Origin of the sequence: Cumulibacter soli (genome assembly GCF_004382795.1) — a bacterium.
GTDB lineage: Bacteria > Actinomycetota > Actinomycetes > Mycobacteriales > Antricoccaceae > Cumulibacter > Cumulibacter soli.
This window is the reverse complement of record NZ_SMSG01000001.1, coordinates 408,496-421,933: the sequence shown is the minus strand read 5'-3', so window position 1 is coordinate 421,933 and position 13,438 is coordinate 408,496. Positions and strand designations below refer to the sequence as shown.

The 13,438-nt window shown below is 64.7% G+C and carries 11 protein-coding genes; 5 read left to right on the top strand and 6 right to left on the bottom strand.

The window, feature by feature from the left end:
• The first annotated feature begins 315 nt into the window (after window positions 1-315).
• The gene (locus E1H16_RS02085) at window positions 316-1,668 is read left to right on the top strand and encodes an MFS transporter (RefSeq protein WP_208378802.1); all 1,353 of its coding nucleotides are present in this window, start codon (window positions 316-318) and stop codon (window positions 1,666-1,668) included.
• Here the strand turns inward: E1H16_RS02085 and E1H16_RS02080 are convergent.
• From E1H16_RS02080 to E1H16_RS02070, 3 genes are all read right to left on the bottom strand, one after another.
• On the bottom strand, window positions 1,665-2,171 hold the full coding sequence (locus E1H16_RS02080) for a MaoC family dehydratase (protein WP_134322015.1): 507 nt from the start codon (window positions 2,169-2,171) through the stop codon (window positions 1,665-1,667). The two genes, E1H16_RS02085 and E1H16_RS02080, sit on opposite strands and share 4 nt — an antisense overlap.
• A 60-nt stretch (window positions 2,172-2,231) precedes the next feature.
• Window positions 2,232-3,824 (bottom strand): VaFE repeat-containing surface-anchored protein, encoded by a 1,593-nt coding sequence (locus tag E1H16_RS02075; RefSeq protein ID WP_134322014.1) that lies wholly within the window; start codon window positions 3,822-3,824, stop codon window positions 2,232-2,234.
• Window positions 3,825-4,027: 203 nt separating this feature from the next.
• Complete coding sequence (locus tag E1H16_RS02070) at window positions 4,028-5,161, bottom strand: serine hydrolase domain-containing protein (RefSeq protein WP_134322013.1); 1,134 nt, start codon at window positions 5,159-5,161, stop codon at window positions 4,028-4,030.
• Window positions 5,162-5,287: 126 nt separating this feature from the next.
• On the opposite strand from E1H16_RS02070, the gene E1H16_RS02065 reads away from it, so the two are divergent.
• Together E1H16_RS02065 and E1H16_RS02060 are read left to right on the top strand one after the other, a co-directional pair.
• On the top strand, window positions 5,288-6,091 hold the full coding sequence (locus E1H16_RS02065) for an enoyl-CoA hydratase/isomerase family protein (RefSeq protein WP_134322012.1): 804 nt from the start codon (window positions 5,288-5,290) through the stop codon (window positions 6,089-6,091).
• Window positions 6,092-6,192: 101 nt separating this feature from the next.
• On the top strand, window positions 6,193-7,356 hold the full coding sequence (locus tag E1H16_RS02060; RefSeq protein ID WP_134322011.1) for an MFS transporter: 1,164 nt from the start codon (window positions 6,193-6,195) through the stop codon (window positions 7,354-7,356).
• A gap of 186 nt (window positions 7,357-7,542) precedes the next feature.
• On the opposite strand, the gene E1H16_RS02055 is transcribed toward E1H16_RS02060, so the two are convergent.
• The 3 genes from E1H16_RS02055 to E1H16_RS02045 form a co-directional block, all read right to left on the bottom strand.
• The gene (locus E1H16_RS02055) at window positions 7,543-8,733 is read right to left on the bottom strand and encodes an MFS transporter (RefSeq protein ID WP_134322010.1); all 1,191 of its coding nucleotides are present in this window, start codon (window positions 8,731-8,733) and stop codon (window positions 7,543-7,545) included.
• Between the two features lie 71 nt (window positions 8,734-8,804).
• Window positions 8,805-9,998 carry an acetyl-CoA acetyltransferase gene (locus E1H16_RS02050; protein WP_134322009.1) on the bottom strand — a complete coding sequence of 398 codons (1,194 nt, stop codon included), beginning with the start codon at window positions 9,996-9,998 and terminating at the stop codon, window positions 8,805-8,807.
• Entirely contained in the window at window positions 9,995-11,428 is a 1,434-nt protein-coding gene (locus E1H16_RS02045; protein ID WP_134322008.1) for an OB-fold domain-containing protein, read from the bottom strand. Before E1H16_RS02045 ends, E1H16_RS02050 begins: the two co-directional genes overlap by 4 nt.
• Before the next feature lie 228 nt (window positions 11,429-11,656).
• Between E1H16_RS02045 and E1H16_RS02040 the strand changes: the two genes are divergently transcribed.
• Both E1H16_RS02040 and E1H16_RS02035 read left to right on the top strand, forming a co-directional pair.
• Window positions 11,657-12,217, top strand: coding sequence for a GNAT family N-acetyltransferase (locus E1H16_RS02040; protein ID WP_134322007.1), 561 nt, complete (start codon window positions 11,657-11,659; stop codon window positions 12,215-12,217).
• A gap of 115 nt (window positions 12,218-12,332) precedes the next feature.
• Complete coding sequence (locus E1H16_RS02035; protein WP_134322006.1) at window positions 12,333-13,352, top strand: LLM class flavin-dependent oxidoreductase; 1,020 nt, start codon at window positions 12,333-12,335, stop codon at window positions 13,350-13,352.
• Window positions 13,353-13,438: the final 86 nt, after the last annotated feature.

The following is a 13,438-nucleotide window of genomic DNA, read 5'->3' as shown; positions in this document are numbered from 1 at the left end:
AGCACCGCGGAGGGCTGGACACACCTCGTGTTCGCTCATCGCGGGGTTGGGTTCATTGTCCCAGATTCTGCTCAGGAGCCGCCGTCTGATCGTGGCTGCTCAGACACGCTGCCGCGGTTGTGTTCGTGGTCACACGACCAGATCGGGCTGCTGGCTAGGCTCCCACGCACGACGGAAGGACGGTGCCTACCGAAGCTCGTCCGAAAGGGGCGCTGACGAATGCGCGACGCACAACCGAACGTGGAGTCCGGCGAATCAATACCTGCAAGCGGCCCGCCATGCGATGCGGCACCAAGGTCCAGGCAGACGTCGTCGGTGAGCGTGCCTGCTGACGTGGCCGGTGAGCAGTACACGGACGCGAAGTACGACGCCAAGCACCGACAGGCCACCAGGAAGATCTTCCGGTACCTGATGCCGATCCTGCTCTTCGCCTACTTCATGGCGTTCGTCGATCGGACCAACGTGGGTCTGGCGAAAGAGCGGATGGAAGTAGACGTCGGCCTCAGCGCGACCGCATACGGTCTGGGCGCCGGACTGTTTTTCATCACCTATGCGCTGCTGGAAGTCCCTAGCAACCTCATGCTGCACAAGATTGGCGCGCGAGTGTGGATCGCGCGGATCGCGATCACTTGGGGACTGATTTCGTCAGCGATGATGTTCGTCAGCGGCCCGGTTTCTTTCTATGTGCTGCGGATGCTGCTTGGTGCGGCCGAAGCGGGTCTGTTCCCCGGGATCATGTACCTGATCACTGTTTGGTTCGCACAGAAGGATCGCGCGAAGGCGGTGGGCATCGTCCTGCTCGCGGCGGTCGCCGCGTTGATGATCGCAAACCCCATCGGCGGTGGACTGATGCTGCTCGACGGCGCTGGGGGTCTACACGGCTGGCAATGGATGTTCCTGATCGAGGGCATCCCGCCGGTGCTCATCGGCATCTACATCCTGTTCCGGCTACCGAACGGACCGCGTGATGCCCGGTTCCTGGACGAGGAGGAAAAGGCGATCGTGTTGGCGCGGGTCGCCCCACCGGACGATGGGTCGGGCGAGAGCGTCGGCATGATCCTGCGCACCGTGAGCAGGCAGCCTTTCCTGCTGCTTATTGCGGCGATCTACTTCATCAACCAAATCGTCACGTACGGCGTGGTGTTCTTCGTGCCGTCGATCGTCGAGTCAATGGGCGTCGACGGGTCGTTTGTGATCGGCCTTGTCTCCGCCGTGGCATACATCGGGTCGTTCGTCGGCGCGATCGTCGTACCGCGGATCAACACCCGGATCAACCGCCCTGCAGCGATCATCGTGGTGCTCACCGTTGTGCTGGCGGTGCTCACCGTCCCCTTCTTGACCATCGATAACGCGGTCATCCAGATGATCCTGCTGGTCGTCATGGGGTTCTGTATCACCGGCGTGCAGCCGTTGTACTGGTCGTTGGCGATGGGGCGCGTGCTCGGCGCGCAGGCCGCCGCGGGTCTGGCGCTGGTGAACACGATCGGACTCGTCGGGGGGTTTGTCGGCCCGTACCTGTTCGGCATCTCCGAAGGCGTGACCGGATCACCGTTGAGCGGGATGGCCGTGGTGGGCGTGCTGTCGGCAGTCGCCGTGGTCATCGTGCTCCCCCTGACGAGGGCGTTGCGACGACACGACGCCAAGACCGGCGCGATGTTGGAGGTCTAGTCGCCGGCAGCTGCGTCGGGCCGACGGCGCACGAGGTACTTGTGCTCACCATCCATGACTAGGACGCCGTCTTGGTTGTGGATGGTGACCGCAACAACCACTACGCCGGTCGTACGTCCGGGCTCCAACGCGGTGATTTCCAACATCGGGTACAGGGTGTCTTCGGCGTACACCGGTGCGCGGAATTTCGAGGACTGCTCGATGAATGCGATCAATGAGTCGCCTAGGACATGCGGGAACACGCCAGCGCCTGCCGCTGCCTGGATCGCGACCTGCAGTCCGTGCGCGAGCATGTCACGGTGACCGCGCGCCTGGCAGTACGGGCGGTCGTAGTGGATCGGATGATTGTCGCCGCTGGCGAGTTGAAAGGCGCTGAATAACGCCGGGGTCTGCGTGCGCGAGGGTATGTAGAATCGCTGGCCGAGGGATAGATCCTCGAAATAACTCGATTCTGCGAATCGATGCGCCTCCGGCGTGAAGGCGGTCTCGGGTGCGTCGGTCATGGCGGCTCCTCGGTTCTTCGGTGAGCCTTCCACTGTGCCGCATGACCGCGCGCGTCGTCATCATCGGGCGCGCCGGGCCAGCACCATCGTGCCGGCACCTACCAGCAGCGCGGTGCCCGATAGCAGGATCCAGGGGCCGAGGCTTGTGCCGGTCTCGGCGAGTTGATCTTCCTCGGCGCTCATCTCGACAGCCGTATCCGTGCCGTGTTCGATCACCGCGGCCGGTTCAGGTAGGACTGGCTCGGGTGTGACTTGCTCGCCGGTGTCCGGTTGCGGCGCGACTGGCTCCGGTGTGACTGGCTCCGGTGTGACGGGCTCAGGTGTGACGGACTCGGGCGTGACGGGCGCCGGAGAGTCCGGGGGCGGTACAGGCAGCGGAGTGTCAATCGTGACCGTTTGGGAGACGGCTGCGATGTCGGTATGTTCGGCGACCAGGTTGCCTTCGGCGTCGTATGCCCGCTCGAACACGACCAACTGTGTGCCCGGGACGGCATCGTGCGGTACCGGGATCGTGACCTGCGTCGAACCAGCCTCTGATGTCGGCGTGAACGTAGTTGATCCGCTGGCGCCGGTCGATTCACCGGTGTCGACGTCGATGAGTTCGCCGACCAGGGTGTATTCGGTGCCTGGGACAAAATCGCTGTATGCAACCTGATCGTGCACCGTTCCTCCCGGGCGCACCCGCTGGTCTCCGTCCTCCGCGTCGGTCGCGCTGGTGATCAATGCGGGCGCTGGCGTCCACGGAATCGTGATCGTGGCATGCATGGGATAACTGGTCAGTGATGCGGCCACGAGCGGTTGGGTAGCCGGCTGCGCGCCGGTCGGCATGAATAGCCTGCTGGTCTGCGCGTGTGTGGTTGCGCTGGCGGTGACCATCACCGACCCGGCAGGGGTGTCGAGCGGGACATCGAGGTAGAAATCGGTCGCCATCGTCTCGGTGTCCAGCGGTGCGCCGTCGGCATCGACAAGTTCTACGCCGCCGGGCGGACCGTCGAGGGTGAGCGTGGTCGGTTCTGACGCATCGAGGGTGACCGGCCCGATCAAGGTGCCGGAAACACCGCCGGTGCCATCAGCGGTGAGCGACAGTGTGCCGGTTGGTATCTGTGGTTGGCCGGTGTTCGCTGGACCCGTGAGGTGCCCGTAGAGCGCCAGCACGTCTTGGCGTTCGGTCGCCGTGCCGACGATGTGCGCTTCGGTGAGGTCGAGCCCGTTCGAGTAGTGCCACACGGCCGCCTGCGTCGCTGTCACTGCCTCAGCTTCCGAGAGCCCGTTGTTGAATCCGGCGCCCGGCCAGATCTGCGCGAGCGGGACGAATGGATAGCTTTGATGCAGTAGCCAGTTGATCTTGTCTGCGTGCTGCGTAATCGCCGACGGTGTGGACCAGTCGGACTCGGTGAGGGCGGCGCCGGGGTGATAGTTCGCATCGAGATCGATGCAGTATCCGGTGATGTGCTCTCCGTCCGCGGACGTTGCGGCGTAGGTGAACGTGCCGAAGGCGGGTTGGCCCGGCAGCTTCAGTTGCAGCCCCTCGGCTTCGATGTCGCCGGCGATGAACGTTGGGGGATCATCGTTGGGCTCGGCGAATGCTGCCGTGGGGAGCAGCGCACAAGCGCATGCCGCGGCAAGGGTGAGAATGGATCGAAGAATTCGCATCGGACCGCCTGAGTGCTGGTTTCGTTTGGTGCAGCGAAACTAGGCCTGAGGCGTGTCTGGCGCCAGCGGGTCGAGCGGGCTCTGTGGATAACCGCGAAGTTGTGCACAGGCGGGTAATCGGGCAGCGCTGGATTCCCCGATTCGAGATATAACCAAAGCCCGCGTCCACTCCAGATCGGAGTGGACGCGGGTGACTGGGGCTGTTAGCTAAGTGCGTCGTACGCCGCCTCGAAGATCGCTTGCGAGGAGGGATTGCCTAGCGTTCCGGCGTTCATCTTGTTCATCATGAAGGAGATAGTGCTCTTGCGATCGATATCGTTGACCACGAGAGATCCGCCCCATCCGCCCCAGAATGCGACGCCTTCCTGAGGTATATAGGGAATGTCGCTGGACTGTAGTGCATAGCCGAGACCGAACCGCACCCAACGTCCGAGGACTAGATCGTCGCCGTTGGAGTATTCGCGGAAGATCCGCGAGATCGTGTCGGGCGATAGCAACCGGACCCCATCGACCTCGCCGCCGTTGGAGACGACCGATTGCACGCGTGCGATTCCGCGGGCATTGGTATGCCCATTCGCGGCGCTGATGTCGGCCCCGCGCCAGGCGTCCCCCTTTGAATATCCGGCTTTGATCAGCGGACTGCCTGCCGCGCGAGCCATCACACTGTTCGGGTCGAGGCCAGGGACGGGCTCCGGTGGCGGAGGAGAGATGACCGGGGAGATCCGGTCGTAGTCTGCCCGTGCAGCGCCAATCTGGAAGTCGGCATTCAACGGGCCGGAGATTTCCTCGGCGACGAATTGGGCTAATGGCTTTCCGGTGACCCGCCGCACGACCTCACCGATGAAATGGCCGTAGTTCATCGCCTGGTAACCCGAGGCGGTACCCGGCTCCCACCATGGCGCTTGGCCGGCCAACTTTTCGGTGGCGGTCGTCCAGTCGTACACCTCCTCGAGCGTGATGGGCTTCTCCCATACCGGTACGCCGCTGGTGTGGGACAGGACGTGTCCGATGGTGACGTTCTCTTTACCGTTGGCAGCGAACTCAGGCCAGTGCTTGGCGACCGGATCGTCTTCATGGATGAGACCGCGATCGATGAGCATCAGACCGGCGAGGGCCGAGACGGTCTTCGTGGTCGACCACACGTTGGTGATCGTGTCCCTTTCCCACGGCCGGGTCTTTTCCTGATCCATCCAGCCGGCCCAGATATCGACAATCGGTTTGCCCTCGATCACGATGGCGACCGAGGCGCCGACGTCCTGCCCGGAGTCGATGAGTCCGGAGAGCGTGTCCGCGACGCTCTGAAATTTCGGGTCGTACGTGCCGCTGACCTGTGCCATGAAGACGTGCCTCTCGCTCGGTGGAAGTGAACGTGCCGCCGATCACACTATCGAGTCAAGCTGCGGCGAGGTCAGAATGTAACGGTCGATCGAATTCTGCTCGCGGGCCATAGCTAGGGTGAGCGCATGACGGATGAAGTGCTTTACCAGGTAGCCGATGGCGTCGCGACGATTACGTTGAACGCTCCCGAACGAATGAACACGATCTCGGGCACGATGCTCGCCGCGATTTCCGAACGTCTCATCGAGGCCGATCGCGATGCGCAGGCGCGCTGCATCGTGCTGACCGGGTCCGGGCGCGCGTTCTGTGCGGGTCTTGATCTGCAGGCCCAATCGAAGACCGAATCAGGCGGTCTCGGAAATCTGAGTACGGGCTCGGGTGCTCCGGGCGAGTTGGAGATGCGTACCGCTCCGCCGAACGTGCTGCACAACGTGGACACACCCACTATCGCGGTCGTTAATGGCGGTGCGGCCGGATACGGCCTAGACCTCGCCCTTGGCTGCGACTTCAGGATCGCCGCCGACTCGGCGAAACTCAACACCGGGTTCGCCAAGCGGGGGATCTTGCCGGAGAGCGGCGGTACCTGGCTGCTCCCGCGGATGATCGGCTACGCGAAGGCTGCCGAGATTGCATTCCGGGGAAAGACGCTGACCGCTGCCGAGGCGCTCGAGTTAGGGATCGTCAACCACGTCGTACCCGCCGGTGAGCTGGCTGAGTTCGCCGGCGGTATCGCCGCTGAGATCGCCGCGAACGCTCCGCTCGCGGTGCGCGCAATCAAACGAATGATGCGTGCCGCCGAGACTGAAACGTTTGAGCAGAACGTGCACCACGTGTACCTCCAACTGCTGCCGTTGTTAGGAACCGAGGACTTCAAGGAAGGCGTCGCAGCGTTCCTGCAGAAGCGTGATCCGGAGTTCAAAGGCCGCTAAACGTGCCGCTGATTCGGCGTGGCGTTGTGCGCCGTGGCGGCCCAGAACGCCGCCGGTGCCGATAGTCGCGAGCTCCACGGGCGTACCAGAGGGGTGAGTAGGTGAGAGGCCTCTACTTCGCCGCCGCTGCGATGATGGCCGGCGTCAGCTCGGTCTTCGCGCTGCTCGCGGAGTTGGAGCATCGCTATGCGCTTGGCCCGGGAAGTTTGGGCTGGATCGCCGGGACGGCGTTCCTCGCGGCACTATGCGTGCAGTTGACGCTCGCGCGGTACGCCGACCGCGGGTACGGCATGCTGCTGCTTCGCGTGGGTCTAGGACTGTCCGTAGTTGGGTTGCTGTGGTTCGCGGCCGCGACCGAACTATGGCAGTTCATCGTCGCGCGAGCCATGCTCGGTGCCTCGGTCGGCATCGTCGTCCCCGCGGCGAGACGCGCGATTGTGGTCACCGCCGGAGTGGATCTGGGCCGCAGGCTTGGCACGTTCTACGCCGCTTACCTGTCCGGGTTTGTGTTCGGCCCGCCGCTGGCGGGACTGCTGACCACGATCGCCGACGTGCGGCTGCCGTTCGTCGTTCTCGGTCTCGTCGTCGCCCTCAGCGCCACGTCGCTGCGCGGCCTGAGGGTCGATGAACCTCTCGGTGAGGAAGAATCGGAACAGCCGCGTTCGGGAGTGCTACGTAGGTTGTTGCGTAGCCGCACCATGATCGCCGCGCTACTTGTGGTGATGGCGTTCAGGTACTCGGTTGGCGCCTTTGAGCCGATGTGGGCGGTGTTCTTCGATGAGCTGGGCGCCTCGACGATGCTCATCACTATCTCGATGACCCTGTTCGCCCTGCCGATGCTGGTAGTGGCGCGTTGGGCGGGCGGTGTTACCGATCGCAACGGGGCGCGGTTCGTGTCAATGTCCGCTGCGGCGATCACGGCGCCGGCGATGATGAGTTACGGCGTGATCGGCGTCATCTGGATCATCATCCTCATCTCGATCCTGCACGGGATCATGGAAGCGCTACTCAACCCCGGTAGCCAAGTAGCGATCGCCGAGGCCGCGCCCAAACGGGACACCGCGTCGGCGCAAGGGCTCGCCGAGGCCGCGGGCTCGGTGGCGGCGGGCGTCGGCGCTTTCGCGGCGGCGCCTTCGTTGGCTGCATGGGGAGCTGAGTGGGCATGGGCCGCTGCGGGTGCGGTGATGGCGCTCCTGCTGGCGATCAGTTATGTATTAGACCCGCCGCGGCACAAACGGACGAAGGCTGCGGCGAGCGCGAGTTGAGGACCACGGTGGGAGCGGGTTGAGATCCGCCGCGTGGGTCTGACCGCTGGCGTGTCTGCCGGTCGTGGGGCGGGTTAGTTGCGGATCTGGCCGACCAGGAGCACCAAGTCGGCGGACTGCGTCCGAGCCGGTGAAGGCCGTCGCCCGGCGGCCTGGCCGGCGATCGCCAGGTGAGCCAGCCAGGGATCACCAGGTCGGCGGACCTTCATCGCGCACTGGCACCACGAAGATAGCCGCGAACGGCGCGAGCGCGGCGATTGCGAAACCGGCGGCGTACCCGGTTGAACCGATCAACGCGCCGAGCGCGATCGGGGTGCCGGAGCTGAGCAGGTTTTGGCCGGTGTTCTGAATCCCCATCGCGCGTCCTGACCACGCGACGCCGGCCACCTCCGCGACAGCGGTGAACGCGAGGCCGTTGTCGGCGACGCTCAGGATGCCGCCGACGACCAGCATCGCGATTGCCAGCGGAGCGGCGAGCGCGTCACCGAGCGCGAAGACCAGCATCACGATAGTCACGCTGATCGCGAGTTGACGGGTGGGTCGTAACCGGGACCCGACGCGGTCGGACCACCAGCCGGCGCCGATGCGGCTGGCTGCACCCGCGATCTGCACGGTCGCGACGAACGCGCCGGCCGATGTCGCACTCCAGCCCTGTTCGCGCACCAAGTACTCGGCTGCGAACGCGCCGATCGCGAACTGCGGCACCACCAACAGCGCGCTGGTGGCATGAATCCGCCATAGGTGAGGTGTGCGGTACGGCGACGGCGTACCGACCATTTGCGAGCGCGGTGGACGCGGCGGGTCGGGTGCGCACGTCGCGACCAAAACGGCCGACAGCAGGCACAACGCTGCGGGCAGCAGCAACGAAGCGAACACGCCGTGCGCGAGCGCGAGCGACGGTAGCGCGAAACCCGCCAACGCCACGCCCAAGGGCTGGGCTGTCTGCCGGATTCCCATGGCCAGCCCGCGCTCGGTGCGCGGAAACCACCCCATGATCATGCGGCCACTGGCCGCGAAGACGCACCCCGCACCAGCGCCTCCGACGACCAGCAGTGTCATCAGCGCGCCACCGGGAGTGTCGATCCACGCGGCCGCCGCAACGGCGACCGCGGTAATCGCCATGCCTGAGGACATCACGATGCGTTCGCCGTACCGGTCGGCGGCAGCACCCCACGCGATCAACGTCAGCAGTAAACCGAATGTCGGTAGCGCGACGTACACCCCAGCGGTCGCGAGGTCGAGGTGCAGCGAATCGCGCAGCACCGGCACCAGCAGCGGAATGCCGTATACGAAGGCGCAGGCCGACGTCTGTGCCAGCACCCCGATCGCCAGGATGAGCCAGCGACGTGCGGACGGGGCGGCGGATTCGGAGGGCATGATGCCCGACGCTACGCCCGCGATCTCATACGGTGGAAGACAGGATCAACATCTGGGAGGCGCCGTGGCCGCTAACCTTTCTCGGCCCCAACTATCGATACGAATGACACGCACTCGCCCGGCCTGCCGCCGAGGTTGTGCGTGAGGCCGTACTGCTTCCCGCGTTGTTTGATCTGGCGCTCCGGCGGTGCCTCACCGCGCAGCTGTAGCCAGCACTCGTACAGCATCCTCAGTCCGGACGCGCCGATCGGGTGGCCGAAACTCTTCAGCCCGCCGTCTGGGTTGACCGGGAGTTCACCGTCGAGCGCGTACTTGTTCGCCAGCGTGTCGGCGACAACCTCCCCTCGCGCGGAAAACCCGAGGTCCTCCATCAGCACAAGTTCGGTCGGCGTGAAGCAATCGTGCACTTCGGCCATCATCAGGTCATTGCCCGGATCGTCCACGCCTGCCTGCTGGTAGGCATCCTTGCTCGACTGCACGACCTCCTCAAACGTCGTGTAGTCGTAGTTCGGGTCGTAGGAGCCCGTCCCCGGACCGGCCGCGAACGACAACGCCTTCACGTACATCGGCTTGTCTGTGTACTTGTGTGCATCCTCGGCCCGCACGATGATCGCGGCCGCCGATCCGTCACTGACGCCGGAGCAGTCGAAGACGCCGAGGTCGCCGGCCACGGTGGTGGCGTTCGAGATCTTTTCCTCCGGTACTTCCTGCTGGAACTGCGCGAGGCTGTTGCGCGCCCCGTTGTAGTGGTTCTTGTAGGCCACCCGCGTCATGGCTCGCTTGATTTCGTCGCGCGCGATGCCGTATTTCTCGGCGTACGCCGGAACCAGCATCGAGAAGCTCGCTGGCGCGGTGAGGCTCAGGGAAGTGCCGTCGTCCGGAGCGCCACCGGTGGTGAGTCCCGAATAGCCCGAATCCTTGAGCTTTTCGACGCCGACCGCCATCACCATGTCGTAGGCGCCGGATGCCACGGCGTAGCAGGCGTTACGGAAGGACTCCGATCCGCTCGCGCAGAAATTCTCCACGCGAGTGATCGGCTTGTAATCGATCTTGAGTGCCTTCGATAGCAGCATTCCGGAGTTGCCGGAACTCAGTGTGCCGAGCCAGTACGCGTCGATTGCGTCGCGGTCGACGCCGGCAGAGTCCAGCGCCTGGGTTACCGCGTCGACCATCAGGTCTTCGGCGGACTTGTCCCAGTGCTCGGCGAACCGAGTACATCCCATTCCGATGATCGCGACGCGATCCTTGATGCCATGTGAACTCATCGCTGCGCTTCCTTTCCGCCGGTATCCGCGTGGATCGGGCGTGCTTTCCAGAAATAGTTGTGTATGCCGCTCGCCTCAGAGATCTTGCGGAAGGTGAGCTCGACCCGTTGCCCCACGTGTACGGTTTCCGGGTCGCAGTCGGTCAGTTCGCAAGAGAACCGTCCGCCGCTGTCGAAGTCCAGGACGACGCCGACGGTCGGTGGTGCGGGGGAGAAGGCCAAATGATCGATCGTGTACGTGGCGATCCGCGCCGGTTCGTCAGCCATCGGTTCATCACGCATCGCATCGACGGCGTGACAGGACAAGCAGACGCGTTGCGGTGGCAGATGTCGGGTCCCGCACTTTTCACAGGCGCTACCGACGAATCCGAATTTCCAGCCGACACCACGGTAGGACGCCGGAGCGACTGCCCGCTCGGGATTGGGTCGACGTGGTTGCGGCCGCTGGAGCAATCCCTTCCAGGTGAGGAAACTCGCGTAGTCCAGCGTGTCATCGGTGTGCGCGATCTGTGCGGCGACAGACTCGCGCTGCCGTCGGTCGGCGAGCGCTGCAGTTGCGCGCAACAGGAGCACATCAACACCGTCGGCGAGCACCACCAGCGCGATGACGTCGCCGGGATCGGCGCGATCCAGCGCATCGGCCAACTGAACGCCAGCGTGCGCGGCGCCGGTGTACCCGATCGCGGCGCTGAGGTCATCGGCGAGCACGCCGTCGGTGAGGTCCAGCGAAGCAGTGAATCGCTTCGCGGCACGCGGGGAGAGTCCACTGATGGCGAGCGAATCGATCTCCCCGACACCGATGCTCGCGCGCTCGCAGGCGTCCTCGAACGTCTGGGTTGCTAACTCCAGGTAGACGTCCTCACCGAACCGTTCTTCCCAGGACGCTGACCATGCATCGCCCGGCGCGCGCCAGCGATCGAGGAATTCGGCGGTTGCGCTCGCGGTGCCTACCAGCGTTGCCACGGGATCGCCGTACCCGACAACGAATGCTGCGGCCGCGTCGCCGCTGCCGATCTCGTCGGGAGAACCCGCCGGTCCGACGCGCGTGTCGGACATCGCGACGAGCGTGGTGCCCGATTGATGGAATCCGCCCAGCAATGCGGCGACCGCGCTGCGCACCGACCCACACTGATCGCTCGCGCGCACCTGCCGAGGCAGATTCAGCGCCGCGTGCAGTGTCGTCGCGTTGGTCTTGTCGGCGTACGCCGGGAAACTGCTGGCGAACAGCAATGACGCCGGATCACCTTGATTGGCCCGTAGCGCCGCGCGAGCCGCCTCGATCGCCATGGTCGTGGTGTCTTCGTCGTACGACGCGACCGTGCGTGCCCGCTTGCCGGGCTTTCCGCCTAGTACGCCGGTGATAGACGCTTGGTGCAGTCGGTGGTGTGGCAGATAGCTGGCATAGGCCAGCACCCCTGGATCGTCGCTCATCTGTCTCCCCTCGTCCGAGTCGCGCGGCGAAAGCGATCCTCAACTCGTGAACACGGCCGCGCAGCCCGAGGCGCGTCCGCATCACCGGCGCAAGAGGCCGTGGCGTCTACTGCGCACCGTCTCTCGCGAGGGCGCCGGCGTGCTCGGGTCGCTCCAGTATTGCCCGCTGGGGTCTATGGAAACAAGACTGCAGATTCGCCGGACGGGCGCCCTGGCTCGGTTATTACGATGAGCGCCATGGATGCGACGTCGATTGAAGTCGCCGACACCGACTCCCCGCAGGACGCGGAGATCGTCGCGGCGCTCGCCGCACGTACGTTCGGCGATGCCTGCCCACCGTGGCTGTCACGCCAATACGTGCAGGAGTTCATCGATAAGGAGTTGTCCGCGGCGAGGTTCGCGTCGTGGATTGCCGAGCCCGATGCTCACGTCGTGCTCGCGTCCGCGGACGGCGCGGTGCATGGCTACGCGCTGTGGATCGATGACGTGCACGCCGAGGTCCCGAGCGAGTTCTCCGGTGAGCGGACGGCGTACCTGTCGAAGTTGTATGTCGACGCCGATTGGCGCGGCGATGGGATCGCGGCGGCGTTAATGCAGGCGGTGATCGACGGTGCGCGTGCGGCCGGTTGCGTGGCGTTGTGGCTCGGCGTGAACGATGAGAATGCGCGGGCGCGCACGTTCTACGCCAAATGGGGCATGCGAGCCGTAGGACGGCGAGACTTTGCGGTGGGCGCGCACCGGTTCGTCGACGACCTGTTCGCTATGCCGTTGAACTCTCCGACCGGGTGATGACAGGTAGTCGGCGTGGCCGAACCGCTGGCCCGCTCAGTGATGGGTGAATGTTCAACTACACTGCTTCGTGTGCGCCCGAGGAACGGGCGCCTTCATCGCGAGGAGTCCGACAATGTCTGTGCGCCGGTTTGGTTTTCTGACGATCGGTCTGTTTGATCCGCAGGATCCGGCGGCCGGCCACGAGCAGACTCTCGGCATCATCGAACTTGCCGAGCAACTCGGGTTCGATTCGGTGTGGTTGCGCGATCGGCACTTCCAGCATGGGATTTCCTCGCCGGTGGCGATGCTCGCGGCCGCGAGCCAACGAACCAACCGGATCGAAATGGGCACGGCGGTTATCCCGCTGGGGTGGGAAAATCCGGTCCGACTGGCCGAGGACCTTGCCACCGTCGATCTGCTGTCGGGAGGGCGCGTCAATCCTGGCATTTCGGTTGGCCCGCCGATGCGATTCGATGATGTGAAGTCGTCGCTGTACCCGGATACCTCTGACGTCGAGGACTTCTCCAAGCGTCGCGTCGAGCGGTTCATGGCTGCATTGCGGGGCGACGAGTTGAGCGCATTCGAAGGGCGCGTGGGCATCGAGGATTACTCGCGTCGCGTACAGCCGCACAGCCCCGGGCTGATCGACCGCCTCTGGTACGGCGGAATGCGTGATTCGGCGCAGTGGGCTGCGCTCAACGGGCTCAACTACCTGACGAGTTCGGTGGTTGATATTCGTGGCACCGAATCTCGCGACTTCGCCACGATTCAGGCTGAACATATCGACGTCTACCGCGAAACGTGGCGGCGAGCGCATCCGCATCGGCCCGTCGGGCGAGTGAGCCAAGGGCTGGTGGTGATCCCGACGGACTCGGCCACCGCTGAGCAAGTAGAGCGGTACGAGGCGTACGCCGCCAGCCGGTTCGAACGGACAACGTCCCCGCAAGGGCCGCGCGGGATGGTGTTCTCGCCAGACTTTGTCGGTACCAGCGAACAACTCGCGCAGCGATTGGGGGAGCACGCCGGCTTTCAGCGCGTGGATGAGGTCGCCTTCGCGCTGCCGTTTACCTTCGCGCACGAGGACTACCTGCAGATCATCCACGACATGGCGCAACATCTCGGCCCTGCACTGGGCTGGAAGCCAGGTCACTAACTCGTCGGTCGCCGCCTCCGCACACTCTTCTATCGAGCCTGAGTTCGATGCGAGCGAAGCGATCCGCGATCCAAAAACGCAGCGAA